The sequence below is a fragment of the Bradyrhizobium sp. Ken51 genome, assembly GCF_055807435.1.
The window spans coordinates 61672-87546 of the sequence record NZ_JBVVPB010000017.1 but is presented as its reverse complement, the minus strand read 5'-3'; the positions used below and the strand labels follow the sequence as shown (position 1 = coordinate 87546).

The 25875-nt window shown below is 64.4% G+C and carries 20 protein-coding genes; 11 read left to right on the top strand and 9 right to left on the bottom strand.

Features of this window, described 5'->3' with window-relative positions:
• Positions 1 to 111: 111 nt before the first annotated feature.
• From AC0L27_RS26275 to ybaK, 5 genes are all read left to right on the top strand, one after another.
• On the top strand, positions 112 to 1767 hold the full coding sequence (locus AC0L27_RS26275; RefSeq protein ID WP_354065193.1) for an OFA family MFS transporter: 1656 nt from the start codon (positions 112 to 114) through the stop codon (positions 1765 to 1767).
• 87 nt (positions 1768 to 1854) lie between these two features.
• Entirely contained in the window at positions 1855 to 2130 is a 276-nt protein-coding gene (locus AC0L27_RS26270) for a hypothetical protein (RefSeq protein WP_354210402.1), read from the top strand.
• Positions 2131 to 2377: 247 nt separating this feature from the next.
• Positions 2378 to 4087 carry an NADH-ubiquinone oxidoreductase-F iron-sulfur binding region domain-containing protein gene (locus tag AC0L27_RS26265; RefSeq protein ID WP_354210401.1) on the top strand — a complete coding sequence of 570 codons (1710 nt, stop codon included), beginning with the start codon at positions 2378 to 2380 and terminating at the stop codon, positions 4085 to 4087.
• Positions 4084 to 6852, top strand: coding sequence for a formate dehydrogenase subunit alpha (gene fdhF, locus AC0L27_RS26260; protein ID WP_473320760.1), 2769 nt, complete (start codon positions 4084 to 4086; stop codon positions 6850 to 6852). The genes AC0L27_RS26265 and fdhF overlap by 4 nt, the downstream gene beginning before the upstream one ends.
• Before the next feature lie 110 nt (positions 6853 to 6962).
• Complete coding sequence (gene ybaK / locus AC0L27_RS26255; protein WP_354210398.1) at positions 6963 to 7436, top strand: Cys-tRNA(Pro) deacylase; 474 nt, start codon at positions 6963 to 6965, stop codon at positions 7434 to 7436.
• A 13-nt stretch (positions 7437 to 7449) separates the two neighbouring features.
• Here ybaK and AC0L27_RS26250 read toward each other — a convergent pair whose 3' ends face one another.
• A complete protein-coding gene (locus AC0L27_RS26250) occupies positions 7450 to 8145 on the bottom strand; it encodes a GntR family transcriptional regulator (protein WP_354256609.1) in 696 nt (231 codons plus the stop codon).
• A gap of 155 nt (positions 8146 to 8300) precedes the next feature.
• Here AC0L27_RS26250 and tcuA point away from each other — a divergent pair, with 155 nt between their 5' ends.
• The gene (gene tcuA, locus AC0L27_RS26245; RefSeq protein WP_354256606.1) at positions 8301 to 9692 is read left to right on the top strand and encodes an FAD-dependent tricarballylate dehydrogenase TcuA; all 1392 of its coding nucleotides are present in this window, start codon (positions 8301 to 8303) and stop codon (positions 9690 to 9692) included.
• Complete coding sequence (gene tcuB, locus AC0L27_RS26240) at positions 9679 to 10785, top strand: tricarballylate utilization 4Fe-4S protein TcuB (RefSeq protein ID WP_473320756.1); 1107 nt, start codon at positions 9679 to 9681, stop codon at positions 10783 to 10785. The genes tcuA and tcuB overlap by 14 nt, the downstream gene beginning before the upstream one ends.
• Before the next feature lie 3 nt (positions 10786 to 10788).
• Here the strand turns inward: tcuB and AC0L27_RS26235 are convergent, their stop codons facing one another.
• The 3 genes from AC0L27_RS26235 to AC0L27_RS26225 form a co-directional block, all read right to left on the bottom strand.
• A complete protein-coding gene (locus AC0L27_RS26235; protein WP_354210459.1) occupies positions 10789 to 11463 on the bottom strand; it encodes an esterase/lipase family protein in 675 nt (224 codons plus the stop codon).
• A gap of 5 nt (positions 11464 to 11468) precedes the next feature.
• Complete coding sequence (locus AC0L27_RS26230) at positions 11469 to 14873, bottom strand: acyl-[ACP]--phospholipid O-acyltransferase (protein ID WP_473320752.1); 3405 nt, start codon at positions 14871 to 14873, stop codon at positions 11469 to 11471.
• Positions 14874 to 15224: 351 nt separating this feature from the next.
• On the bottom strand, positions 15225 to 15491 hold the full coding sequence (locus tag AC0L27_RS26225; protein ID WP_473320750.1) for a hypothetical protein: 267 nt from the start codon (positions 15489 to 15491) through the stop codon (positions 15225 to 15227).
• Positions 15492 to 15542: 51 nt separating this feature from the next.
• On the opposite strand from AC0L27_RS26225, the gene AC0L27_RS26220 reads away from it, so the two are divergent.
• Positions 15543 to 16163 (top strand): TetR/AcrR family transcriptional regulator, encoded by a 621-nt coding sequence (locus tag AC0L27_RS26220; protein WP_473320815.1) that lies wholly within the window; start codon positions 15543 to 15545, stop codon positions 16161 to 16163.
• Positions 16164 to 16177: 14 nt separating this feature from the next.
• On the opposite strand, the gene AC0L27_RS26215 is transcribed toward AC0L27_RS26220, so the two are convergent.
• The 3 genes from AC0L27_RS26215 to AC0L27_RS26205 all read right to left on the bottom strand — a co-directional run bounded on the left by AC0L27_RS26215 (position 16178) and on the right by AC0L27_RS26205 (position 20032).
• Positions 16178 to 17485 (bottom strand): GGDEF domain-containing protein, encoded by a 1308-nt coding sequence (locus tag AC0L27_RS26215; protein ID WP_473320748.1) that lies wholly within the window; start codon positions 17483 to 17485, stop codon positions 16178 to 16180.
• A gap of 246 nt (positions 17486 to 17731) precedes the next feature.
• The gene (pncB, locus tag AC0L27_RS26210; protein ID WP_473303654.1) at positions 17732 to 19036 is read right to left on the bottom strand and encodes a nicotinate phosphoribosyltransferase; all 1305 of its coding nucleotides are present in this window, start codon (positions 19034 to 19036) and stop codon (positions 17732 to 17734) included.
• Between the two features lie 51 nt (positions 19037 to 19087).
• Positions 19088 to 20032 (bottom strand): LysR family transcriptional regulator, encoded by a 945-nt coding sequence (locus AC0L27_RS26205; protein WP_473320813.1) that lies wholly within the window; start codon positions 20030 to 20032, stop codon positions 19088 to 19090.
• A gap of 94 nt (positions 20033 to 20126) precedes the next feature.
• Between AC0L27_RS26205 and pcaH the strand changes: the two genes are divergently transcribed.
• Both pcaH and pcaG read left to right on the top strand, forming a co-directional pair.
• The gene (pcaH, locus tag AC0L27_RS26200) at positions 20127 to 20915 is read left to right on the top strand and encodes a protocatechuate 3,4-dioxygenase subunit beta (protein WP_473320745.1); all 789 of its coding nucleotides are present in this window, start codon (positions 20127 to 20129) and stop codon (positions 20913 to 20915) included.
• A gap of 4 nt (positions 20916 to 20919) precedes the next feature.
• The gene (gene pcaG / locus AC0L27_RS26195) at positions 20920 to 21546 is read left to right on the top strand and encodes a protocatechuate 3,4-dioxygenase subunit alpha (protein ID WP_473303646.1); all 627 of its coding nucleotides are present in this window, start codon (positions 20920 to 20922) and stop codon (positions 21544 to 21546) included.
• A gap of 5 nt (positions 21547 to 21551) precedes the next feature.
• Here the strand turns inward: pcaG and AC0L27_RS26190 are convergent, their stop codons facing one another.
• On the bottom strand, positions 21552 to 22457 hold the full coding sequence (locus tag AC0L27_RS26190) for a helix-turn-helix domain-containing protein (RefSeq protein WP_473320743.1): 906 nt from the start codon (positions 22455 to 22457) through the stop codon (positions 21552 to 21554).
• A 48-nt stretch (positions 22458 to 22505) separates the two neighbouring features.
• Here AC0L27_RS26190 and pobA point away from each other — a divergent pair, with 48 nt between their 5' ends.
• The gene (gene pobA, locus AC0L27_RS26185) at positions 22506 to 23678 is read left to right on the top strand and encodes a 4-hydroxybenzoate 3-monooxygenase (protein ID WP_473320741.1); all 1173 of its coding nucleotides are present in this window, start codon (positions 22506 to 22508) and stop codon (positions 23676 to 23678) included.
• Between the two features lie 35 nt (positions 23679 to 23713).
• Here pobA and AC0L27_RS26180 read toward each other — a convergent pair whose 3' ends face one another.
• On the bottom strand, positions 23714 to 25864 hold the full coding sequence (locus AC0L27_RS26180) for a CHASE2 domain-containing protein (RefSeq protein ID WP_473320739.1): 2151 nt from the start codon (positions 25862 to 25864) through the stop codon (positions 23714 to 23716).
• Between the last annotated feature and the right edge of the window lie 11 nt (positions 25865 to 25875).

Sequence of the window (25875 nt, the reverse complement as noted above, 5' to 3'; positions counted from 1 at the left end):
GGCGCGCGTCGATCATTATGCGGGGCAGCAGGGACAAAGGCTGCGCTGCAGGCTGAGGAACAGGACCGTCGTGGCAGGCCGCTCAGAAGGGCGGCTTTAGGGGAGGAATGCATGTCTACCATCGAGAGCGCGGGAACACTTTCGGGTGCCGGCGCAGGTTTTCTGGATCGCGAGCGGACCATCGCGACCGCCGGGTTCAATCGCTGGCTGGTGCCGCCGGCTGCGCTGTGCATCCATCTCTGCATCGGCATGGCCTACGGCTTCTCGGTGTTCTGGCTGCCGCTGTCGCGCGCGATCGGCGTGACCGCGCCGAAGGCGTGCGCAGAGATGTCACTGTTTCAGGAGCTGTTCACGACCAGCTGCGACTGGAAGGTCGCCAGCATGGGGTGGATGTACACGCTCTTTTTCGTGCTGCTCGGTATCGCGGCTGCGGTGTGGGGCGGCTGGCTGGAGCGCGTAGGCCCGCGCAAGGCCGGCTTCGTCTCGGCGCTGTGCTGGTGCGGCGGCCTCTTCCTCGGTGCGATCGGGGTTTACACCCATCAGCTCTGGCTGTTGTGGCTGGGTTCCGGCGTGATCGGCGGCATCGGTCTCGGCCTCGGCTATATCTCGCCGGTGTCGACGCTGGTGAAGTGGTTCCCGGATCGCCGCGGCATGGCGACCGGCATGGCCATCATGGGCTTCGGCGGCGGCGCCATGATCGGCGCGCCGCTGGCGAACCTCTTGATGAACTACTTCAAGACCCCGACCTCGGTCGGCGTCTGGGAGACCTTCGTCGCGATGGGCGTCATCTACTTCGTGTTCATGATGATCGGCGCGTTCCGCTATCGCTTGCCGCCGCCCGGCTGGCAGCCCGAGGGCTGGACCGCGCCGTCGAAGGCCAACGCGATGATCTCGAAGGCCAACGTCCATCTCAACGACGCGCACAAGACGCCGCAATTCTGGCTGATCTGGTGGGTGCTGTGCCTGAACGTCTCGGCCGGCATCGGCGTGATCGGCATGGCCTCGCCGATGCTCCAGGAGATCTTCGCCGGCAAGCTGATCGGCCTGCCGGAGGTGGGCTTCAACGCACTCGATGCGGGGCAGAAGGCGCAGATCGCCGCGATTGCCGCGGGGTTCGCCGGATTGCTGTCGCTGTTCAACATCGGCGGCCGCTTCTTCTGGGCATCGCTGTCGGACAAGATCGGTCGCAAGAACACCTACTATACGTTCTTCATCCTCGGCATCGTGCTTTACGCGCTGGCGCCGACTTTTGCGGCGATGGGTTCGAAGCTGCTGTTCGTGCTCGGCTTCGGCATCATCCTGTCGATGTATGGCGGCGGCTTCGCCACCGTGCCGGCCTACCTCGCCGACATGTTCGGAACCCAGTTCGTGGGCGCCATCCATGGCCGGCTACTGACGGCGTGGTCCACCGCGGGCATCATCGGCCCCGTCGTGGTCAACTACATCCGCGAGTTCCAGCTCGCGGCAGGCGTGCCGCGCGATCAGCTCTACAACACGACCATGTACATCCTCTGTGCGATGCTGATCGCGGGTTTGATCTGCAACTATCTGATCAAGCCGGTCGATTCGAAATGGCACATGAAGGAGGCCGATGTCGCCAAGTTGCAGGCTGCAAGCGCCAACGCCGCCGCCGCGGGGCCGCACGGCTCCTACGGCATCGGATTTGGCGGACTTGACGCCAAGGCGGCGCTGTTCTGGGCCTTCGTCGGCGTTCCCCTGCTTTGGGGTGTCTGGAAGACATTGGAGAGCGCGGTCAAGATATTCTGACCGCCGTCGAGACAGAAGCGGGACGCTGATCATCAGCGTCCCGAGGCGTTTGCCTTTTAGATATCAATGGGACTTAGGGGGATTGAAATGCTTCGCACTCGAATTTGCCTTGCGGCCGTGCTGCTCGTCGCTGGGCTTCATACCGCATCCGCGCAGACGACAACGACACCGGCGGCGCCTGCTGCAACGACCGAAGCAAAGCCTGGCAAGATGAAGCTCACCATGCAGAAGCTGAAAGACATGAAGGCGAAATGGGCAGCCAACAAGCCGAAGCTCAAGGCCTGCCGCGCCGACGTGAAAGCCAAGGGCCTCGCCGGGGATGACCGCTGGTTCTACATCGAAGAGTGCATGAGCAAGACCTGAGATCGGGTTCCGTCCGACGCTTGCGTAAAGGGGCATGGCGGGCGACCGCCTGCCTCCTAAATCATTCTAGAGACGCTCTAAATTGTCTTGCATCTGGCATACCAGAGACTAGAGTTGCGTCGAATTTGGCTTGGTCGGCGGGGCGCAGGAACTGCCGTTTCCGTTGATCGAGTCGAGAAATGAAGACTGATCGCTGTGGCGATCCGGCCTAAACTCATCACGCATTTGAAGAGAACGCGACGTCTCCATGAGCAGCAACGACGACGTTCACAAGGTTCGCGAGTTCGAACATCCCGGCCAAGGACGGAAGCGCGCCAAATCCACGCCCAAGGGACGGCAGGTCGATCCCACCGCCGCGCACGAGATCGAGCAGCTGCTCGGCGACAGGCCGCGGCGTCGCGACCTGTTGATCGAATATCTGCATCTGATTCAGGACAAGTATCGCCAGATCTCGGCCGCGCACCTCGCCGCGCTAGCCGATGAGATGAAGCTCGCGTTCGCCGAGGTGTTCGAGACCGCAACCTTCTACGCGCATTTCGACGTGGTGAAGGAAGGCGAGCCCGATATCGCGCCGCTGACGATCCGCGTCTGCGACTCGCTGACCTGCGCGATGCTCGGCGGAGAGAAGCTGCTCGCCGATTTGCAGGATGCGTCCGGTCCCGGCATCCGCGTGGTGCGTGCGCCCTGCGTCGGCCGCTGCGACACGGCGCCTGCCGCGGAAGTCGGACACAACTTCGTCGATCACGCTACGGTCGCCAATGTCATGGCGGCAGCGAAGGCTGGCGACACCCACGCGCATGTGCCCAAATATATCGGCTATGAGGCCTATGTCGCCGGCGGCGGCTACAAGCTGCTCAATCGCCTGCGCTCGGGCGAACTACCGACGGACGACCTGCTGAAGGCACTCGACGACGCCTCGTTGCGCGGTCTCGGCGGCGCCGGATTCCCGACGGGACGTAAATGGCGCGCGGTGCTTGGTGAACCCGGCCCGCGGCTGATGGCGATTAACGGCGACGAGGGCGAGCCCGGCACGTTCAAGGATCGCGTCTATCTCGAAAGCGATCCGCACCGCTTTCTCGAGGGCATGCTGATCGGCGCCCATGTGGTACAGGCCTCGGATATCTACATCTACCTGCGCGACGAATATCCGGCATCGCGCGAAATCCTCGAACGCGAGATCGCAAAGCTCCCGCCGGGCGGTCCGACGCTGCACATGCGGCGCGGCGCCGGCGCCTATATCTGCGGTGAGGAATCCTCGCTGCTGGAAAGCATCGAGGGCAAACGCGGTCTGCCCAGGCACAAGCCGCCATATCCATTCCAGGTCGGCCTGTTCGGCCTGCCGACGTTGATCAACAACATCGAGACCTTGTGGTGGGTGCGCGACATCGTCGAGAAGGGCCCCGACTGGTGGAAGGGCCACGGCCGCCACGAGCGGCACGGCCTGCGCAGTTTCTCGGTCTCGGGCCGCGTCAAGAATCCCGGCATGAAGCTCGCGCCTGCTGGCATCACCGCGCGCGAGCTGATCGAGGAATATTGCGGCGGCATGGCCGACGGTCATCAGTTCTACGCTTACCTGCCGGGTGGTGCGTCCGGCGGCATCCTGCCGGCGGCGATGGACGACATCCCGCTCGATTTCGGCACGCTTGAAAAATACGGCTGCTTCATCGGCTCGGCCGCGATCGTGATCCTGTCGCAAAAGGACAGCGTGCGCGGGGCCGCGTTGAACTTGATGAAGTTCTTCGAAGACGAGAGCTGCGGCCAATGCACGCCGTGTCGCGTCGGAACCCAGAAGGCCGCACTGCTGATGCAGCAGCCGGTCTGGAACCGCGCTCTCCTGGACGAATTGAGCCAGGCGATGCGCGATGCCTCGATCTGCGGGCTTGGACAGGCGGCATCGAATCCGCTTGCCACCGTGATCAAATATTTCCCTGACGAGTTCAAGGAAGCGGCCGAATGACGAAGATTACGTTCGAGCTCGACGGCAAGCAGGTCGAGGCCAATGCAGGCGAGACGATCTGGCAAGTCGCAAAACGCGGGGGACGCGAGATTCCGCATCTGTGCTATTCGCCGGCGCCCGATTATCGCCCCGACGGCAATTGCCGCGCCTGCATGGTCGAGATCGAGGGCGAGCGCGTGCTCGCGGCGTCCTGCAAGCGCACGCCGTCGGTCGGCATGAAGGTGAAGACCGAGAGCGCGCGCGCGGTTTCCGCGCAAAAAATGGTCATGGAGCTGCTGGTCGCCGATCAGCCGGCGCGCGAGACCTCGCATGATCCGGAATCCAAATTCTGGCACTGGGCCGCAACCACTGGGGTCACCGAGAGCCGCTTCCCCGCCGCCGAGCGTTGGGCGACCGACGCCAGCCATCCGGCGATGCGCGTCAATCTCGACGCCTGCATCCAGTGCGGCCTCTGCGTGCGCGCTTGCCGCGAGGTCCAGGTCAACGACGTCATCGGCATGGCCTATCGTAGCCACGGCTCGAAAATCGTGTTCGATTTCGACGATCCCATGGGCGAGTCCACCTGCGTCGCTTGCGGCGAATGCGTGCAGGCCTGTCCGACCGGGGCCCTGATGCCGGCCGTAATGCTCGACGAGAAGCAGACCCGCGCCACCTACGCCGACAAGAAGGTAGATTCGCTCTGCCCGTTCTGCGGCGTCGGCTGCCAGGTGACCTATGAGGTCAAGGACGAGAAGGTGATCTATGCCGAGGGTCGCGACGGCCCGGCCAACCGCAACCGTCTCTGCGTCAAGGGCCGTTTCGGCTTCGACTACATCCACCATCCGCATCGGCTGACCAAGCCGCTGGTGCGGCTGCCGAACGCGAAGAAGGATTCCAACGACCAGGTCGATCCGGCCAATCCGTTCACGCATTTCCGCGAAGCGAGCTGGGAAGAAGCGCTCGACATCGCGGCCAAGGGCCTCGTCATGATCCGCGACGAGAAGGGCGTGAAGGCGCTGGCGGGCTTCGGCTCGGCGAAGGGCTCCAACGAGGAGGCCTATCTGTTCCAGAAGCTGGTGCGCACCGGCTTCGGTTCGAACAATGTCGACCATTGCACCCGTCTGTGCCACGCCTCGTCGGTCGCGGCGCTGTTCGAAGGTCTGAGCTCGGGCGCGGTGTCAGCGCCGTTCTCGGCTGCGATGGACGCCGAGGTCATCATCGTGATCGGCGCCAACCCGACCGTGAACCATCCGGTCGCCGCGACCTTCATCAAGAATGCGGTCAAGCAGAACGGCGCCAAGCTGTTCGTGATGGACCCGCGCCGGCAAACGCTGTCGCGCCATGCAACCAAGCATCTGCAGTTCAAGCCGGGCTCCGACGTCGCCATGCTGAACGCGATGATCCACACGATCATCACCGAAGGGCTGACCGACGATCAGTACATCGCCGGCTACACCGAGGGGTTCGAGGACCTCAAGGAGAAGATCAAGGAGTTCACGCCGGAGAAGATGGAGGCGATCTGCGGCGTCCCGGCGCAGACCCTGCGTGAGGTCGCGCGAACCTATGCGCGGGCAAAATCGTCGATCATCTTCTGGGGCATGGGCATCAGCCAGCATGTCCACGGCACCGACAATGCGCGCTGCCTGATTGCGCTGGCGCTGATCACCGGCCAGGTCGGCCGTCCCGGCACCGGCCTGCATCCGTTGCGCGGCCAGAACAACGTGCAGGGTGCTTCCGATGCCGGTCTGATCCCCATGTTCCTGCCGGACTATCAGCCGGTCGGCCGCGACGACATGCGGGGTGCCTTCGAGAAGCTGTGGGGCCAGGATCTCGATCCCGTGCGTGGCCTGACCGTGGTCGAGATCATGAACGCGATCCATGCGGGCGAGATCACGGGCATGTATATCGAGGGCGAGAACCCCGCGATGTCCGACCCCGATCTCCAGCACGCGCGCCAGGCGCTTGCCATGCTCGATCATCTCGTGGTGCAGGATCTCTTCGTCACGGAGACCGCGTTCCACGCCGACGTCATCCTGCCGGCCTCGGCGTTTGCCGAAAAGGAAGGCTCCTTCACCAACACCGATCGCCGCGTGCAGCTCGCGCGCCAGGTAATCAAGCCGCCGGGCGACGCGCGGCAGGATCTCTGGATCATCCAGGAGATCGGCAAGCGGATGGGGCTGCCGTGGAATTACGCCGGCCCTGGTGACGTCTACACCGAGATGGCGGAGCTAATGCCGTCGCTCAAGAACATCAGCTGGGAACGGCTGGTGCGTGAAGGTGCGGTGACTTATCCGGCGGACGATCCGAACAAGCCCGGCAACGAGATCATCTTCACCACGGGCTTCCCGACCGCGAGCGGCCGCGGCAAGATCGTGCCGGCTCACGTCATCCCGCCGGACGAGATCCCCGACGCCGAATATCCGATGGTGCTCTCGACGGGCCGCGTGCTCGAGCATTGGCACACCGGCTCGATGACCCGCCGCGCGCAGGTGCTCGACCAGATCGAGCCCGAGGCGGTTGCGTTCATGTCGCCAAAGGACATGCACAGGAAGAAGCTCGCGCCCGGCGATTTCATCCGGCTCGAGACCCGCCGCGGCGCGGTCGAGGTCAAGGTCCGCTCCGACCGCGACGTTCCCGAGAACATGGTGTTCATGCCGTTCTGCTACGCGGAAGCGGCGGCGAATTTGTTGACCAACCCGGCGCTCGATCCGTTCGGCAAGATCCCGGAGTTCAAGTTCTGCGCGGCCAGGGCCGAGCGCGCCGAGTTGCGGGACGCAGCGGAGTAGGACTGCGCCGTCATTGCGAGCGAAGCGAAGCAATCCAGACTGCCTCCGCAGCAAGATTCTGGATTGCTTCGTCGCTTCGCTCCTCGCAATGACGGTGATAAACCTGATCTATGTCCAAAGTCAGCCCAGCCACGCGTGCGCTTGAAGCCGTCGGCATTGCCTTCACCGTCCGTACCTACGACTACGATCCCGATGCCGAGAGCATCAGCCTACAGGCGGCTGCCGCACTCGGGGAGGATCCCGCGCGCGTGTTGAAGACGCTGATGGCGCTGGTCGACGGCAAGCCGGTCTGCGTGATCGTCCCGTCCGACCAGGAAGTCTCGATGAAGAAGCTCGCCGCCGCTTTCAGCGGCAAGTCGGCGCAGATGATGAAGCCGCCGGAGGCCGAGCGCCTCACCGGCTACAAGGTTGGCGGCATCAGCCCATTCGGGCAGCGGAAGCCCGTGCGCACCGTGATCGAGCAGAGCGCGCTCGCGCATGATTACGTGTATGTGAATGGCGGTCAGCGAGGACTACAGGTGCGGCTCAGTCCAGGCGATGTGCGGGACGTGTTGAAGGCGATCGTCGCGGAACTGGTCGCCTGAGCGCCGCGCTCTGCTACTGCTTTTGCAACAGCTTCAGCCGACAGCGCAGCGCTTCGCGGATGTGTGTGCGCGCGAGCTGCTCCGCTTTGCTGCCGTCGCGAACCGCGATGGCGTCGATGATGGCCTGGTGCTCGCGGTGGCTGGTCGAGGGGCGGCCCGAGACGGTGAACGTGGTTGGACCGAGCAGGGCGATCCAGTCCTGCAATTCCCGCGAAGCGTTGTCGAGATAGCGGTTGCGCGCGGCGCGGCAGATCGCCTCGTGGAAGGCGCGGTTGAGCCTTGCCATTTCTCCTGCCATCTCGGCCGCGTCGGTCTCGGACGCTTCGACGAAAGCCTGCTCGATATCCCTGAGTGCATCGATCTCGGGCGCCGAGGCGTGCTCGGCGGCAAGTCGGGCAGCGGCGCCCTCCATGATCTCGCGCATGGCGTAGAGTTCGAGCACCTCCGAGATGTCGAGGTCGCGCACGATCAGGCCGCGGCCGCCGGCAGGTTCGACGAACCCGCGTGCCGCGAGCCGCCCCAGAGCCTCCCGCACCGGCGTGCGGCTGACCTTCAGCCGCTGGGCGACCTCTTCCTCGCGCAGGCGGTCGCCGGCGCGGTAGCTGCCGGCCTGCAGCGCCTCGCAGAGCGAGCGGAACACGGCTTCGCCGAGCGCCAAGCCGCCGCCGCGCGCGATCGAGCCGCCTGCCTTTGTCGGGCGTCTTGCCATGCATCCCCGTGGGCTCGCGCATCCTGCGCATGCAGCGATCGCGCTTGCTGGACGTTTGTATATCTTTGTATACAATGGTGCGCAATAGCCAGCCGGATTGACCGGGGCCGCCGGCGGGCAGAATGTCTCCAACTTCGTCGCATCGGGCAGACGGCATGAGCAGCAAATACGATGTGCTGGTGATCGGCGGCGGCAATGCGGCGCTGTGTGCGGCGATCAGCGCGCGACGCGGTGGGGCGTCGGTGCTGGTGCTCGAAGGCGCGCCGAAATTCTATCGTGGCGGCAACACGCGCCACACCCGCAACATGCGCTGCGCCCATGACGACGCGACCGAAATCCTCACCGGCCCCTACACCGAGGAGGAGTTTTGGGAGGATCTCCTGCGCGTCACCGGCGGCCAGACCGACGAGGTGCTGGCCCGGCACATGATCCGTGAGTCCAAGGACATCTTGAACTGGATCGTGGAGCAGGGCGTGCGCTGGCAGCCCTCGCTCGGCGGCACGCTGAGCCTTGGTCGCACCAACTCCTTCTTTCTCGGTGGCGGCCGCGCGATGCTGAACGCACTTTATCTCACCGCTGAGAAGCTCGGCGTCGAAGTCGAATACGAGGCCGAGGTCAGCGACCTCGTGATCGAGGACGGCATGTTTCTCGCCGCCCGCCTCAAGCGACCGATCAGGGATGAGATCGAGATCCGCGCGACGTCGCTGGTCGCTGCGGCCGGCGGGTTCGAGGCCAACATCGAATGGCTGAAGCAATATTGGGGCGAGGCCGCCGACAATTTCCTGATCCGCGGCTCGCCTTATAACCGCGGCTCGATCCTGAAGATGCTGCTCGACAAGGGCGTGCAGGAGGTTGGCGATCCCACCCAATGCCATGCGGTCGCGATCGACGCCCGCGCGCCGAAATTCGACGGCGGCATCATCACAAGGCACGATTCGGTCGTGTTCGGCATCGTCGTCAACAAGCATGCGCAGCGCTTTTACGACGAAGGTGAGGACATCTGGCCGAAGCGCTACGCGATCTGGGGCCGGCTGGTAGCCGCGCAGCCCGACCAGATCGCCTACATCATCTTCGATTCCACCGTGGTCACGAGCTTCATGCCGACGCTGTTCCCGCCGATCGCAGGGCAGACCGTGGCTGAGCTCGCCGGCAAGCTCGAGCTCGATCCGGCCGCGCTGGAAAAGACCATCACCGAATTCAACGCCGCGGTGCGGCCCGGCACTTTCGATCACACCATCCTGGACGATTGCCGCACCGAAGGCATCACGCCGCAGAAGTCGCATTGGGCGCGGCGGATCGAGGCGCCGCCCTATCTTGCTTATCCGGTGCGGCCCGGCATCACCTTCACCTATCTCGGCACGCGTGTGACCAGGGAGGCGCGCATGCTGATGGCTGATGGCAAGCCGTCGGCCAACATGTTCGCGGCCGGCGAGATCATGGCCGGCAACGTGCTCGGCAAGGGTTATGCCGCCGGCATGGGCATGACCATCGGCAGCGTGTTCGGACGGATCGCGGGACGGGAAGCGGCGAAACATGCACGGAACTAGGATTCTCGACGAAGCGGACCGCCTGATGACGGTCTGCAATTCCTGCCGTTACTGCGAAGGCCTTTGCGCGGTATTTCCCGCCATGGAGATGCGCCGCGCCTTCTCCGACGGCGATCTCAATTATCTCGCCAATCTCTGTCATGGCTGCGGCGCATGCTACGTCGACTGCCAGTTCTCGCCGCCGCATGAATTCAACGTCAACGTCCCGCAGACGCTGGCGATCGCGCGCGCGGAATCCTACGCGGCCTATGCCTGGCCGCAGGCGCTGTCCGGTGCCTTCGCGCGCAATGGCCTCGTCATCAGCATCGTCGCCGCGCTCAGCATGGCTGCCTTCATCTTCGGCTTCGCGGCCCTGAACGACCGCAGCGTGCTGTTCGGCGTGCACACCGGCCCCGGCGCGTTCTACAGGTTGATGCCGCACAACGCGATGGCGGCGTTGTTCAGCGCTGCCTTCCTTTATGCGATCTTCGCGCTGGTGATGAGCGTGCGTGCGTTCTGGCGGGATATCGGCCCGCCGATCGGTGGTCCTGCGGACGGTGGCTCGATCTTTCAGGCGACGCGCGACGCTGGTGAGCTGCGCTATCTCCATGGTGGCGGCGTCGGCTGCTACAATGAGGATGACAAGCCGACCGACCGGCGCAAGCTGTATCATCACCTGACCTTCTATGGCTTCCTGCTCTGCTTCGCCGCGACCTCGGTCGCCACGCTGTATCACTATCTGCTCGGCCGCGAGGCGCCGTATCCGTGGTGGGATCTGCCCGTGGTGCTCGGCACGCTCGGTGGGGTCGGCCTGATCATCGGGCCAATCGGCCTGTTCGTCGCCAAGATGCGGCGCGATCCGGCACTGCTCGACGAGCAGCGCTACGGCATGGATGTCGGCTTCATCGCCATGCTGTTCCTGGCCGGCTTCACCGGCATGCTGCTTCTGCTCTTGCGGGAGACCGCCGCCATGGGCCCGCTGCTGGCGCTGCATTTGGGTGCAGTGTTCGCGCTGTTCATCACAATGCCCTACGGCAAATTCGTGCACGGCATCTATCGCTTCGCGGCGCTGGTGCGTTATGCGCAGGAGCGGCGCGGAGAAGCCGGGTCTTAAGAGTCAGACGGTGCGGAAGCGGCCGTCGCGCAGGAAAGCGATCGTCTGTTCGATCGCGGCGGCATGACGCGGAAGTCCGGTATGGGACGCCTTCACGACGATATGGTCGGCCATGCCGGCGACCATCGTGCTTTGCACTGAGACCCGTCCGTCATTCGGCTTCGGCAGAACGAAGAGACCGGCGACGGGATCGATGAAGCGGTTTCCCGCGATCACACCGATTGGATAGTCCACAGCGGGCAGGGCGTCGGTCCGGGGCGTGGACGTGGTGGTGAGCTCGAGTCCGGCGGGTCCGTAGAATGTGCTGTAGAGGCGATATCCGCTCAGGAGATCGGCGACCTCGCTGCCGCCGTTCGACGTGCCCAGCATCACCACTCCGGCAAGCCGGTCCGGACGGTATTTTGCGATGTAGGCGCGCACCACCAGACCGCCCATCGAATGCGCAACGAAGTGGAGCGGCGCATCGCGTTCGGCGAAGCGGGCGACTTCTGGGTGAATATCGTCCGCGAGTGCGGTGATCGGCTTGCGGCGACTGGCATAGTCGATGTTGCGCGTTGCGAAGCCGCTTGCCTGGAGCGTTCGTTCCAGCCTGGTCAGGGATGCCGAGGTGCGCGCGATGCCGTGAAGCAGAACCACTCCCGGGCATCGCGCCTCGCCTGATTGAGGCGCTTCGTGCATCTCGCTTACGCCACCTCGCGCTCTGGCCCAGACGCCTGCTCGCGGGCCATCGTCGTCGCGGTGACGTAGTCGGTCTTGCCGGTGCCGAGCAGTGGCACCTTGTCCACCACCATGATCGCCGCGGGAACGGTCAGCTCGGACGCGCCGATCGCCTTGGCCTGGCCCTGCATCGCACTGCGCTCTGCAACCTTCTCCGTCGTCAGGAGGACGATGCGCTCGCCCTTGCGCGGGTCCGGGATCGACACCGCGACCGATGCGGCCTGCGGCCACAGCGTCGCCGCGATGTTCTCGACCGCGGACAGCGAGACCATTTCGCCGGCGATCTTGGCAAAGCGCTTGGCACGACCCTTGATGGTGATGAAGCCGGCCGGGTCGATCGCGACGATGTCGCCGGTGTCGTGCCAGCCCTCGGCGAGCGGTTCGAGCACGCCGGGGTTTTCGGCCCGCAAGTATCCGAGCATCACGTTCGGTCCGCGCACCGAGAGGCGTCCGCCGTCCTCGATGCCGGGGACCGGATCGAGGCGGCTTTCCATCAGCGGCGACAGGCGGCCGACCGTGCCGGGACGATTGGCCATCGGCGTGTTCATTGCCAGCACCGGCGCGGTCTCGGTGACGCCATAGCCTTCGAGGATGCGGATGCCGTAACGCTCCATGAACACCTGCCGGGTGCGATCCTTGACCGCCTCCGCGCCGGCGATCACCAGGCGCAGGGTGCGGAAGTCATAGGCATGCGCCGAGCGGGCGTAGCCGGTGAGAAAGGTGTCGGTGCCGAACAGGATCGTGGCGCCGGTCTGGTAGATCAGCTCGGGCACGATCCGGTAGTGCAGCGGCGAGGGGTACATGTAGATCGGAATGCCCGCGAGCAGCGGCATCATCATTCCGCCAGTCAGCCCGAAGGAGTGGAACACCGGCAGCACATTGAACACCTTGTCATTGGCATTGGCATCGACCCGCGCCAGCGCCTGTGCGGCGTTGGCAAGGATATTGCGGTGGGACAGCACCACGCCCTTCGGCGTGCCTTCCGAGCCCGACGTGAACAGCACGACGGCCGGGTCGCTCGCCTGGCGGACGACGCGCGGCGTAGTACCGGCGAGCAGGCCCTTGATCTTGTCGGCCGTGCCGATCGAGGCGCGGACGTCCTCGAGATAGACGACGCGAACTTCCGCGGAGATCGCCGCCATCAGCTTGTCGAGCTTGCCCTTCTCGATGAAGGCCCTCGACGTCAGCACGGTCTTGACCTGTGCGGCTTTCATGGCGGCGAGCACATTGACCGGGCCGGCCGAGAAGTTGAGCATCGCCGGCACCCGGCCGATGTTTTGCAGCGCCATGAAGACGACGGCGACGCCTGCGGAATTCGGCAGCAGCACGCCGACATTCTCACCGATGGCGGTGCCGTTCTCCAGCTTCCGGCTCAAGACCTGCGCGCCCAGGATGAGCTTGCGATAGGTCAGCTTGGTGCCGAGCGCGTCCTCGACGATGACCTTACCGGTGTCGCGGTCGCGATAGGCGTGTCCGAGCGCCTCGAATAGGGTGTGATCGAGCATGGCGTTTTTCACCATGGCGTCGATCATCACGTCCTGAAGTGCTGCGCCCGCGGCGTTGCGGCGCGCTTTGCCCTTGAGCGATGGATCGACCGGCAGCTTGACCGGCGGCAGGATGGTGACGGTCACCCGCGGAAACCACGAGCGCTTGATCTGGCTGCCGTTGAGATAGCTGAGATGCGAACGCTGGGCGCCTTCGATGCGGACCGGGACGACGACCGCGTCGGCCTTGTCCGCGATCATCGCGGTGCCATCATAGACCTTCATCAGCGAGCCGGAGACGGTGATGCGTCCCTCCGGAAAGATCACCACCGGCTCTCCGGCGCCGACGAGCTTGATGAGGTCGCGCGCAGCCAGCGGCTTGGTGGGGTCCATGGTGTAATGCTTGACCACTCGCAGGAACGGCTTGGCCCACCAGGCCTTGGCGATGCCGGTATCGACCGCGAAGCTCGCGTCGATCGGCAGCACGGCGTGCAGCAGCGGGCCGTCGATCAGGCTGACATGGTTGGGCGCGATCAGCATGCGCGTGCCAGCGGGCGGCAGGTTCTCCAGTCCGCGGACCTCCGTGCGGAACAGCGCGCGGAACAGCAGCCCGCCGAAGTCGCGCACGCCTTCCTTGCCCCACTTCGTCAGCACGAACCAGACCGCGCCGAAGCTGGCGACGCCGAGGCCGAAGAAGATCCAGCCTATGTGCAATCCGCCGGCCTGCAGCAGTGCGACGAACAGCGAGCCGGCCACCATGAAGGCGGCCTGCAGCACGTTGCCTGCAGCGATGATGCGAGCGCGCTCGGAGGGAGCCGACCAGGCCTGGACAGCGGCGAAGGACGGAACGACGAACAGTCCGCCGCCGAATGCGAAGGCGACGAAGTCGACCAGCATGCGCAGGCCCGCGAACGAGGTTGCGAAGTCGCCCGCGGTGATGTCCTGGCCCTTGGCGGTCACGCCGATCGCCCAGGCGAGGTCGATGCCGGCAAACCCCATCATGATGGCGCCGATCGGCACCAGCGCGAGGTTCGGGCGAACGTGGCTCAGATTCGCGGCGAACAGCGAGCCGATGGCAATGCCGATTGCGAAGATGGCGAGACACAACGTCACGACGCCCTCGGTGCCACCGATGACCTCCTTGACCAGCGCCGGCAGCAGCGAGAGCACGATGGCGCCCACCAGCCAGAACCAGGAGACGATCACGGTGCCGTCCCACAGCCGGTGGTCGGCGTGCAAGGTCTTCAACAGGCCGAGCGTCGAGGTCCAGGGATTGGCGTTGACCGGCAGATCGGGTGCAGACGGGGTCGTCGCGGGAATGCGGGAGGCGAAGGCCCAGGACAGCAGGGCCAGCACGACGACGGCCGATGCGACCCAGCCCATATGCGCGGAGCCGGCCACGAACTGGCCGCCGGCAACGGTGCCGAGCAGGATAGCCATGAAGGTCGCGCCTTCGACTAGCGCGTTGCCGGTCGCGAGCTCGCCGAGCTCGAGCTGATCCGGCAGCATCGCGTATTTCACGGGACCGAACAGCGCGGCGATGACGCCGAACAGTGCGAGTGCTGCAAACAGCAACGGCACCGAGTGCAGGAAGAAGCCGGCCGCGGCAAAGCCCGCCGCAAAGATCTCGGCGAATTTGAGCCGCCTTGCGACGACGGATTTGACGTATTTGTCGGCGAGCTGGCCGCCGAGCCCGGACAGGATGAAATAGGGGAAGATGAAGACGGCGCCCGCGACCGTCACCAGCGCATCTCCGTGGCCGGTCGCGGCACTGTAAAGCAGGATGATGACAAGTGCGTTCTTGAGCACGTTGTCGTTCAGCGCCGAGAAGAATTGCGCCCAGAACAGCGGCGCGAAGCGGCGTGACGACATCAAATCCCTGATCATGACTAGTCCTGTTTTGGAAAGGCTGCCTGAAGTTTCATTGTCGGATGGACGTTGGGTCCAGAGGATATGCGACGGGCTATTGTGGGTTGACGACAGTCGCCCCGGCCTGCTCTGCGCGCTTACCTTCCGATCCTGTTGGTCTCCGCGTGGCGTGGTTTGGTTCGCAATGGTTCGGTTGCGGCCTTATCCAGGCAGGCCGCGCCTGCCAGGATATTGCCCCGGGCGATGAGCGAAACCTGAACCGCATCGTCGAAGGCCGCGGCATCGGCTCGAATGTCGAGACATGGTAAGTCCTTCCTTGCGGCTTGATATTGCATTCGGGGCGACCCGAACGTGGCGGCTGCGCTCGCCTCAGGTGAGATGGGCGAGGCGGCGAAAGGGCGAGAGGCGGCCGAGCAGGCTAAGGCGGCGGCCCTCATGACGGGCACGGCCGCGGTTGGCCCGCCACATGCGGAAGGTCGCGCGGCGCTCGGTCAGGACGCCGGCAATATCGCAGGCATTTGCGATGCGATCGATTGGCCCCATCGCGAACCGCAGGAGGCCGCGGCCAAATCCGGTCACGAGAGCTGTGGCGTCATCGACGAAGGTGGAGGCGATATCAACAGTGAGGGTTTGCATTTTGCAGGTCTCCGGGTTAACTTGAACATTGTTCAAATGAGTATCCTGAAAATGAACAATGTTCAAGACGAATCATTGCGGGACCGAAAAAAATCTCGACGGCGGCAGCAGATCGTGGAGATCGCTCGCAGCATTATTGCAACTAAGGGCCTGAAATCATTGAAAGTCCGGGATGTCGCGGACGCCGCCAGCTGCTCGGTTGGGAGTGTCTATAATGAGTTCGGCGACTTCGACGGGGTGATCCTGACCGTGAATCGGGAGACGGTTGAGGCGCTGACGGTGCGGCTCGGCCAGGTTCCTGCCGAGGATCCCGTTCGCCAGCTCTACGGGCTGGCTGCGACCTACCTCGAATTCTTCGCGGGGCACGCCAATCTGCTGCGCTCGCTGTTCGAACATCGGATGGAGGACGACCGCCCTTACCCCGATGACATCCTTCAGATGGTGATGGACGCCTTCGCGTTGATGCACGCGCCCCTGGTGCGGCTGCTTCCGAATGCAGACGACGTGCAGATCGCGCTGCTGTCACGCACCCTGTTTTCCGCCGTGCACGGGATCATCTCGCTCGGCCTCGAAGAGCGCATGCTGGCCGTGCCACCGCAGATGCTGCGCCAGCAGGTCGAGCAATTTCTGGATGCGCATCTCGCGGGGCTCGGGATTCTGCTACTACGATAAAGCGCTGAGCGCTGCTAAGCGCTGGCGGCCTTGCGCTGCCGCGAGGTGACGACGACGACGTCCGTCGTCCCGTTGTCGACCTGAACACGGTTGCGTCCGTTCTCCTTGGCGCGATAGCAGGCGGCGTCCGCGCGCCGCATCGCGTCCTCGAGCGTGGTGTTGCCGTCGGTGATGCAGGTAACGCCGATACTGGCCGTCACTGCAAAGCAACGATCATCCCACGCGAAGACGGATAGCTCGAGCGACCGGCGCAGCCGTTCGGCGATATCCACGGCGTCGTACGGCGTGCATTGCGGAAGGATTAGGCCGAATTCGTCACCGCCGAGCCGGGCAACCAGGTCATGCGGCCGCCGCTCCTGTTGCAGGAGACGCGAGATCTGGCAGAGCAGGCGGTCGCCGGCGAGGTGACCGCAGCTGTCGTTGACGTCCTTGAACTGGTCGAGATCGAGCAGGATCAGGCCCAGCGAACCCGCCGCGGTGTCGTCCAACTCGCTTTGCAGGCGGGCCTCGAATGCGCGGCGGTTGGACAAGCCGGTCAGCCAGTCGTGCGACGCCTGCCAGGCCAGGCGCTCCTTCTCGGCCTGCAGGGCGTCCTCGAAAGCCTCTCGTTGCAGCACCAATCGCCGCGTGTGCCAGATCAGGAGCAGGATCAGCGTCATCGCTGTGACGATATTGACGCCAGTCAGCGTCATCTTGATGGCGCGCGAGCCTTCGCCGAGAACGGTGGAGAACCGCTTGGCGTGCACCGTGAACTGAGTGTTGAGCTCCGAAAGCCGCGACGACAATAATTGCAGGCGCTTGCTGTCCTGGACGGGCCCGTTCTTCAGCTCTGACCGGATGACCTCGCCGAACACGCTCAGCTCCAGCAGCATGGGGTCGGTGGCAGCCCACTCGCGGATCGCTTCCTTGAGAAAGCTGACCTGTTTGAAGTAGCGAAACAGCCAGATCAATCCCGGAACGTCATCGGGATGGTTGCCGCCCTGCAGGAAGCCGATGCGGGCAGCCTCGACGTCGACCGGATCGCGCTCGAGCGCCCAGCGCGCGAACTCGTCGCCGATGGGAACGGCCAGCGAGGCCTGATATTGCGCAAACTGGCTGGCGTCGCCCGAATGCAGATAGAGATTGAGGAAATAGACGGCGTTCTTCTGCGAGCGCGACCACAGCGCTTCGCCCGCGACATAGGCGCGGACCGAGGACATCACCTCCAGGCTGAACCCGGCGATCGCCGCCTGCAGCAGGACGACCGTGACGAAAGGCGACACAAGCTTGATGACATGAAGGAAGTTTCGTCCCTTCGTTGACGGCGCTGTTCTGCGAAACACGTTGCGTTCCCCAAGTCGCTCAACGACCCCAGCGGAGCGATCCGCTCATAACGCGGATTACCCACGAAGGGTGCTTAACTCGACTTGAAAATGCCGGGAGACTGCGTCGCAGGGTGAAGGCGCTGTGAAGTGGATGCTTGCAGATCGTTGCAAATGCCGTCGAACCGGAACTGACGCGGCATCGGAGAGCCGATGTCTCGCATGCGCCCCCAATGGTTTACCTGATGGAGAGAGATTGGTCTGGCGCTAGACCAGGACCGGCTTGCGCACGCGGCCGGCGTCGCCGAAGACGCGCAAATAACGTTCGATCTCCGAAGGCAGGCCGGTGGCCTTCTCGGGATTGTCGGACAGCTTGACGGCCGGATGTCCATCGACCGACGACACCTTGCACACCAGCGAAATCGGATCGAGATTGAACGAGCCGTCCGGCGTGCAGCCGACGAAATCATTGGTGAGATTGGTGCCCCAGCCGAACGAGAGCCGCACGCGCCCGGTGAAGTGATGGTAGGTCTCCTCGATCGAGCCCACGTCCATCGCGTCGGAGAAGACCAGCAGCTTGTCCCTGGGATTGCGGCCCTTCTGCTCCCACCATTTGATGATCTCCTCGCCGGCCTGGATCGGCGGCGCGCTGTCGGGACGGAAGCCGGTCCAGTCGGCGACCCATTCCGGCGCATCGCGCAGGAAAGCCTTGGTGCCGAAAGCGTCGGGCAGCGCGATCAGGAGGTTTCCGCCATAGGTCTGGCGCCATTGGTCGAGGATGCGGTAGGGCGCCCAACGCAATTCCTCGTCGTCCCTGGCCAGCGCGGCCGCAACCATCGGCAGTTCATGGGCGTTGGTGCCGATCGCTTCGAGATCATTGTCCATCGCGAGCAGCACGTTGGAGGTGCCGATGAAGGACGGGCCGAGGCCCTCCTTTACGGCCTCCACGCACCAGCGCTGCCAGAGGAAGCCATGGCGGCGACGGGTGCCGAAATCGGAGAGCCGCAAGCCATCCAGCTTGCGCAGGCGTTCCACCTTGGTCCACAGCTTGGCCTTGGCGCGGGCATAGAGCACGTCGAGCTCGAAGCGGCCGCGGCCCTTCATCGCTGCGCGCGAGCGCAATTCGTTGAGGATGGCGAGCGCAGGAATCTCCCACATCGTGGTATGGCTCCACGGCCCGTGGAAGTGCAGCTCGTACTGGCCTTCGACCTTGCGAAGCTCGTATTCGGGCAGCCGGAATTCGGCGAGCCAGCGGATGAAGTCCGCCGAGAACATGTGGGTCTTGCCGTAGAAAGTATTACCGGCAAGCCAGATCAGCTCTTTCTTGGTGAAGCGGATGGTGCGGGCGTGGTCGAGCTGAGCGCGCAGTTCGCCCTCGTCGATGATTTCGGCGAGCCGGACATGGCGCGACCGGTTGATGACCGAGAACGTCACCTGCTGATCCGGGTAATATTCCCGAATCATTTGCAACATCAATAGCTTGTAGAAGTCGGTATCAAGCAAGCTGCGGATGATGGGATCCAGCCGCCAGCTGTGATTGTAGGTCCGGCTCGCAATGTCGGTCACTGTCATGGGGGAATTCTAGCGTGGCGGCCCCGGCGCAACCAGTGGGTTTGACGGGGATCAGGTTTTCGCGGGGGCGGGGTGCGAGGCCTTTGCCGCCACGGTCTCGAGCTGGCTTCTGATCCAGCGATGCGCCGGATCTTTCTGATAGCGCTGGTGCCAGACCATGAACATCGGCAGCTCGGCCAGGGTTCGCGTGCGCGAGGCCAGCGGAATCCGCACCTGCGCGAAGCCGTGCATCACGCCGGGCGCCAGCAGGCTCGGCATGCTCGCCAGCATCTGCGAGCCACGCAGGAAGGACGGCACGCCGGAGAAGCTCGGCACCGAGATCGCGATGTCGCGGTGGAAGCCGTTGGCCGCAAGCCGGCGATCGAAGTCGAGCCGCTCATTGTCAGTGTAGACCACCGTGATGTGACGCGCCGCGAGATAGGCGTCGCGCGTAGCCGGCGCGGCACGCGCTTTGGGGTCGAAGTAACAGACATAATGGTCTTGCAGCAGACGCTTCTGCACGATGTCGACGCCGGACGGCGGCAGCGGCGTGATCAGCAGGTCGCAGCGGTTTTCGCGCAGCATCGCCGGCGAGGGCGACTGCGACGGGATCACGCGCAGGTTCAGGCTCGTCACTTGCGCGGCGACGTGATCGAAGAACCGCGGCAGCAGCAGGTCGCGCTGAAGGTCGTTCGCGGCGATTGTCAGCGAAAGCTGCGCGCTCGCCGGCGCGAACGTGACGCCGCCGGCAAAGCTCCGCATCTCGTCGATCAGCGCCCGCGCCTTTGCCGCGAGTGCCTGGGCGTGCGCCGTGGCCACAATGCCGCGGCCGGATTTGGCAAACAGCGGATCGCCGACGATCCGCCGCAGCTTGTTCAGGGCGTGGCTGACCGCGGATTGCGTCAGGCCGAGCCGCGTTGCGGCCGCCGTCACCGAGCCTTCTTCCAGCACCGCCAGAAACAGCTCCAGCGCGTGGCCATCGAGCGCCAAATGATCGATTTGCTTCATGGAATTCATTATAATCGATCTATTTATCTTGAGAATAGCCGGCGTCATCATCTCCCGGTAAGCCGTGCGCCCAAACGGGGCGCCAGAGGGAGAGACAACGCCGATGCATGCCCAGGCGCCAGCCTTGCGGGATACCCGCCCCAACCGCCCCGAGCCGTTCACGCCGCCGCTCGGTGACGGCGACTTCTTCCAGCGCGACCGTTCCATGCATCCGCCGGCGCATGCGCCAGGCTACAAATCCTCGGTGCTGCGCTCGCCGCGCCAGGCGCTGCTGTCGCTTGAGAACTCGGTCTCGGAGATCACGGGGCCGGTGTTCGGACACAACGACCTCAGCCCGCTCGATAATGATTTGATCCGCAACTACGCCAAGGACGGCGATCCCGTCGGCGAGCGCATCATCGTCCACGGCCGCGTGCTGGACGAGACCGGCCGCGGCGTGCCGAACACGCTGGTCGAGTTCTGGCAAGCCAATGCCGGCGGCCGCTACCGGCACAAGAAGGACACGTATCTGGCGCCGATCGATCCGAATTTCGGCGGTTGCGGCCGCGCGCTGACCGACGACACTGGCTACTATTATTTCCGTACCGTGAAGCCGGGGCCCTATCCCTGGCGCAATTACGTCAACAGCTGGCGTCCCGCTCACATCCACTTCTCGGTGTTCGGCTCGGGCTTCGCACAACGTCTGATCACCCAGATGTACTTTGAGGGCGATCCCCTGATCCCGGTCTGCCCGATCCTGACGACGATCCCGGACAAGGATGCGCTGGAGCGCCTCGTCGCGCCGCTCGACCTCAACGCATCGACTCCGTTCGACTCGCTCGCCTACCGCTTTGATATCGTCTTGCGCGGCCAGCGCTCCACTTACTTTGAAAATCGCACCGCAGGGAACTAGGTCCATGCCGCAGCCGCTCAACTACCTCAAGGAAACCGCCTCGCAGACGGCCGGGCCCTACGTCCATATCGGGCTGATCCCGGCCATGGCCGGCTTCGACATTTTCGAGAAGAATTTTTCCAACGTGCTGGTGACGCCGAACACGCAAGGCGAGCGCATCACGCTGGAGGGCAGGGTGATCGACGGCAGCGGCACGCCGCTGCGCGACGTGCTGCTGGAGATCTGGCAGGCCAATGCGGCCGGCCGCTACAACCATCCGGCCGATCGGTCGACCGGCCCGCTTGACGAGGAATTTCGTGGCTGGGGCCGCGCCGGCTCCGACTTCGAGAGCGGTCTTGTCACCTTCGAGACCATCAAGCCGGGCGCGATCATCGACAAGACGGGCCGCAAAGGCGCGCCGCACATCAATGTCTGGATCGTCGCGCGCGGTATCAACATCGGTCTGAATACGCGCCTCTATTTCTCGGACGAAGCGGCCGCCAACGCCGCCGACCCCGTGCTCAACCTGATCGAGCAGCCGGTCCGGCGCTCGACGCTGATCGCAAAGCGCAGCGAACGCGCCGGCAAGATCGTGTATTCTTTCACGATCAATTTGCAGGGACCGGAAGAGACGGTGTTCTTCGACGTGTGATCGTCTCAGGTCTCGTCGCCGTGGAGCCGCGCGCGAAAGGCGCGCGGTGACACGCCCGTGGCGGCGGCGTAGACCCGGCTGAAATAGGCGGGGTCTTCGAAGCCAAGTGCATAGGCGATCGTCGAGACCGGCAAATTGGTGTAGACGAGGTTGCGCCGCGCCTCGCGGATCAACCGGTTGAGGATCAGGTGCGAGGCGGTGTCGCCGGTTGCTGCCCGCGTCACCCGGTTGAGATGGGTCGGCGTGATCGACAGCGCGCCCGCATAGTCCGCGACGCTCCAGCGTTCCAGATGATGCTGTTCCAGCAGCGCCTCGAAGCGGCGGAATAGTCCGCTTTCAGCCGTGCCGTTGCCACCGCTCTCGCTGGTGAGCGCGCGGGCCACCAGCCCGATCATGGCCGCCGACAGTGCACGCAGCACATGCGCCCGGCCGAAATCGCGCGCGGCGTGTTCGGCAAAGATCTGCTTCATGGTGGTCCGGATCTGCGGCGTGCCGCGTATCACGGCCGAGCGCGACAAGGCACCGCGCAGTCCTTCGGAGGCGAGCAGCGCTTCGTCCAATATTTCCCCGGCGATGGTCAGCACCCAACCCTGGGTATCAGGCACGAAACGGAAGCCATGGACGTGGCCGACAGGCACGTTGACGATTTGCATCGGCTTCAGCTGCACCACGCGCCCGTCGAGCGTGGCTTCGCCGCCGCCGCGCTCGATCAGCAGCACCTGGTGCAGCCGGGCATGGCGGTGCACAGCCAGCGTCCAGTCGTGCAGCACCGAGCGCGACGCTATCGTCTCGCAATGCACGACATCGGGCAGATCGCCGGACTCGCCGAACAAATTGTAGACCCGGATTGCCGGGGCGGGGGCTGCGCTTCTCATGTTCGAATAGTACAAGACAAAGACGAAAGCCTCCATCGGTCAGCGGTGCTGAATCTGCAAGAAAGTGCCGAGGAGGATGCAAAAATGAAAGTTCAGGTCTGTATCATCGGCGGCGGGCCGTCCGGGTTGCTGTTGTCCCAGCTCCTGCACCTCAAGGGCATCGACACGGTCGTACTGGAAAAATACAGCCGCGACCACGTGCTTGCCCGGATCCGTGCCGGCGTGCTCGAGCACGGCTTCGCCAGGCTGATGCGCGAGGCTCAGTGCGGCGAGCGGATGGACCGCGAGGGCGAGATCCACAAGGGATTCGAGATCGCCCATGACGGCGTGCTCTCCCAGATCGACCTCCACAAGCACTCCGGCGGCAATTCGGTGCTGGTCTACGGCCAGACCGAGCTGACGCGCGACCTCTACGAGGCGCGCGACCGCCTCGGCGGCAACGTCGTGCACAATGCCGAGGACGTGATGCCGCATGACGTGACCTCGGATCGGCCTTACGTGACCTATCGCTCGAATGGCGAGACTGTCCGGGTCGATTGCGACTATATCGTCGGCGCCGACGGCTTTCACGGCGTCAGCCGCAAGTCGATCCCGAAGGACGTGCTGCGGGAATACGAGAAGATCTATCCGTTCGGCTGGCTGGGCGTGCTGTCACGCACGAAACCGGTGTCGCCGGAGCTGATCTACGTGAAGCACGAGCGCGGCTTCGCGCTGTGTTCCTTGCGGTCGCAAGTACTGAGCCGCTATTACGTCCAGGTGCCGCTCACCGATAAGGTGGAGGACTGGAGCGACGATGCGTTCTGGGCCGAGCTGAAGCGTCGTTTGCCGGACGAGGTCGGCGGCCGCCTGATCACGGGAACGTCCATCGAAAAGAGCATCGCACCGTTGCGCAGCTTCGTGGCCGAGCCGATGAGCTACGGCCGCCTGTTTCTCGCCGGCGATGCCGCCCACATCGTGCCGCCGACCGGCGCGCGCGGGCTGAACAGCGCGGCCTCCGACATCTACTATCTCTACCACGCCATGCTCGCGCACTATCAGAACGACGATGATTCCGGGCTTCAGGGCTATTCCGCCAAGGCGCTGGCGCGGATCTGGAAGGCGCAACGCTTCTCGTGGTGGATGACGATGCTGCTGCATCGCTTCCCCGACCGGCTCGAATACGAGGACCGGCTCCAGCAGACCGAACTGGAATATCTTCTCTCGTCCGAGACGGCACAGCGCCTGCTCGCGGAGAATTATGTGGGGCTGCCGTTTTAGCGTGGAGTGGACCCGAAAACCGCCGCCACGCTGCGCTACTTTCCTTCCAGGATGTTCACCGGCGTCCAGTCCGACCCCGGTGGATTTGTAGCGAGCACAATCGCGCGCTTGCCAAAAAGCGCTGACGCCGGATCCATTTCCGCCGTTCGCTCGAACGCGTCAGCCGCCTTCGCGAACTCCCGTGCCCGCCAGCAGGCGAGCCCCTCCGCGTAAGCCGCAGCCACTTTTTTCTGCCCGGCGCTCTCCGCGCCTTTGTCCGCGAGCGGCTCGAACACCCTGATCGCCTCGCCACGCCCCAGCACCCGGATCGCGTCGAGTTCACGCCAGGCGAAGCCGTCGCCGGTCTGGGCCATCGTCGATTCCGAGGCCATGATTGCGGTGCCGTAGTATTTGTTGGCGCCTTCGAGCCGCGAGGCGACGTTCACGGTGTCGCTCATCACGGTGTAGTTGAAGCGGCGGCGGGAGCCGATATTGCCGACTACGGCCTCGCCGCTGTTGAGCCCGATGCGGTGCGACAGGCCGTGGCCGGCGAAAGCGGCGCTGCCCGCGTTGAGCTCTGCCAGCTTTTCGTGACATTTCAGCGCGGCATGGACGGCGTGGCGCGCATGCGCGGGATCGTCGGCGGGCGCACCGAACATGGCGACGATGGAATCGCCGATATATTTGTCGACATAGCCGCCATGGCTCTCGATGATGTCGGTCATGGCTGACAGATATTCGTTCATCAGCGTCACCAGTTCGCCCGGCGTCATCGTCTCGGCGATGGAGGAGAAGCCGCTCAGGTCGGAGAAGAACATGGTGACGTTGCGCATTTCGCCGCCGAGCGCCGGCATCTTGCCGGAGGCAACCATGGTGTCGATCACTTCGGGGGCGAGATAGAACGCGAAGCTCTTGCGCAGGAAACGCTCGTCACGATCGGCCAGCACGAAACGGTAGCCGATCATCATCGCGAGCGCGGCAAGGCTTGCGAGTGCCGGCTCCGTCAGCGGCAGCGCCAAGGCATGGACGAATGCACCGACGGCCACAGCGGCGTAAACGGCGGTGAGGCCGAACCAGGCGATCAGTGCGCCACCCGGTGCGAGCACGCAGGCCGCGCAGGCCACGATCGCTGCGAACACCATGGTAAGAATGCTCCGCAATGGAAAGCCGAGCTCGGTCACCGCATCGCGTTCGATCAGATTTCGTACCGCGTTGGCATGCACGAAGACACCGGCGATGTCGCTGCGGGCCTTTTGTGCGGTGCTTGCCGGGGCGGGCTGGGCGCATCGTGGCCCCGGCGTTCCGTCATGTCCGCCGGACAGTCGCACCGAGGTGAGTTTGCGATCATCGAAATTCAGGGCCGTGCCTAGCAGCACGACTTTGTCGCCGAAGGCGCGGCGAAAGAAATCGCGATCGCCCTTTTCGACGCAGGCCCGAAGATCGGCGAAGGAGAAAGTCGGGATGTCGCGGCCCAGTCCTCGGAAATTGAGCGTCAGTGTGTTCGGTACCGCGCTCGGAATTGCATAACCGGACAATTCGGTCGCTCCGGACGGTCCAATCTCGGGCTTTCCGGCGAGCGCGCGCGCGGCGAGCTCGACCGCCATCGCGGGGACCGGCTTGCCGTCGATCGAGAAGCTCAGCGGCATCCGCCGGATCACGTCGTCGGTGTCGGTATGGACGTTGAGGGCGCGGATATTGTTTCTCACCGCCAGTTGCTGCGCGCGGTCGGGCCTTTCCTGATGGTCGTTGCTCAGGATCTCGCCGAGCACCAGCTTGCCGCTGTCGGAAAGCTTCCGCAGGGCGATGAGATAGTCCCGATCGAAGCCTCTCATGCGGCTGCCCAGCGACGCGTCGCCGAAGGGAATCTCCGATTGCTCGATCGAGCTCGGGAAGATGACGTCGAAGCCGATCGCCCGGGCGCCGCCGTCGTCGATGCTGCCGAGAACCCTGCCGATCTCGCGCGTCCAGGTCTGCGTTGGCGATCCCTTGAACGGCGGAGTGTCGTAGGTCTCGCCGTCGATGGCCACGACGACGACCGGTGATGTCGCGGGATCGCGGCGGTCGCCGACGAGCTTGCCGCGCAGTGCCGTGAGGATGTCGAGCGATAGGCCCTGCAGCGTCTGGAACGGTGGAGACGTGACGACGGCGCCTGCAAGAAGCGCAATCAGGATCGCTGCAACGATGTCCCGTCTGCCGATCCGCCGCATCGCCCCGTCGC

Bases quoted from the DNA above. Each gene is read 5' to 3' on its own strand.
- pcaG (WP_473303646.1), top strand. From the start codon at position 20,920: ATGCCGCAGCCGCTCAACTACCTCAAGGAAACCGCCTCGCAGACGGCC.
- tcuA (WP_354256606.1), top strand. From the start codon at position 8,301: ATGAGCAGCAAATACGATGTGCTGGTGATCGGCGGCGGCAATGCGGCG.
- AC0L27_RS26270 (WP_354210402.1), top strand. From the start codon at position 1,855: ATGCTTCGCACTCGAATTTGCCTTGCGGCCGTGCTGCTCGTCGCTGGG.
- AC0L27_RS26265 (WP_354210401.1), top strand. From the start codon at position 2,378: ATGAGCAGCAACGACGACGTTCACAAGGTTCGCGAGTTCGAACATCCC.
- tcuB (WP_473320756.1), top strand. From the start codon at position 9,679: ATGCACGGAACTAGGATTCTCGACGAAGCGGACCGCCTGATGACGGTC.
- AC0L27_RS26250 (WP_354256609.1), bottom strand. From the start codon at position 8,145: ATGGCAAGACGCCCGACAAAGGCAGGCGGCTCGATCGCGCGCGGCGGC.
- fdhF (WP_473320760.1), top strand. From the start codon at position 4,084: ATGACGAAGATTACGTTCGAGCTCGACGGCAAGCAGGTCGAGGCCAAT.
- AC0L27_RS26225 (WP_473320750.1), bottom strand. From the start codon at position 15,491: ATGCAAACCCTCACTGTTGATATCGCCTCCACCTTCGTCGATGACGCC.
- AC0L27_RS26230 (WP_473320752.1), bottom strand. From the start codon at position 14,873: ATGATCAGGGATTTGATGTCGTCACGCCGCTTCGCGCCGCTGTTCTGG.
- pcaH (WP_473320745.1), top strand. From the start codon at position 20,127: ATGCATGCCCAGGCGCCAGCCTTGCGGGATACCCGCCCCAACCGCCCC.
- AC0L27_RS26220 (WP_473320815.1), top strand. From the start codon at position 15,543: ATGAACAATGTTCAAGACGAATCATTGCGGGACCGAAAAAAATCTCGA.
- ybaK (WP_354210398.1), top strand. From the start codon at position 6,963: ATGTCCAAAGTCAGCCCAGCCACGCGTGCGCTTGAAGCCGTCGGCATT.
- AC0L27_RS26180 (WP_473320739.1), bottom strand. From the start codon at position 25,864: ATGCGGCGGATCGGCAGACGGGACATCGTTGCAGCGATCCTGATTGCG.
- AC0L27_RS26190 (WP_473320743.1), bottom strand. From the start codon at position 22,457: ATGGAGGCTTTCGTCTTTGTCTTGTACTATTCGAACATGAGAAGCGCA.
- AC0L27_RS26235 (WP_354210459.1), bottom strand. From the start codon at position 11,463: ATGCACGAAGCGCCTCAATCAGGCGAGGCGCGATGCCCGGGAGTGGTT.
- AC0L27_RS26205 (WP_473320813.1), bottom strand. From the start codon at position 20,032: ATGAATTCCATGAAGCAAATCGATCATTTGGCGCTCGATGGCCACGCG.
- pncB (WP_473303654.1), bottom strand. From the start codon at position 19,036: ATGACAGTGACCGACATTGCGAGCCGGACCTACAATCACAGCTGGCGG.
- AC0L27_RS26275 (WP_354065193.1), top strand. From the start codon at position 112: ATGTCTACCATCGAGAGCGCGGGAACACTTTCGGGTGCCGGCGCAGGT.
- pobA (WP_473320741.1), top strand. From the start codon at position 22,506: ATGAAAGTTCAGGTCTGTATCATCGGCGGCGGGCCGTCCGGGTTGCTG.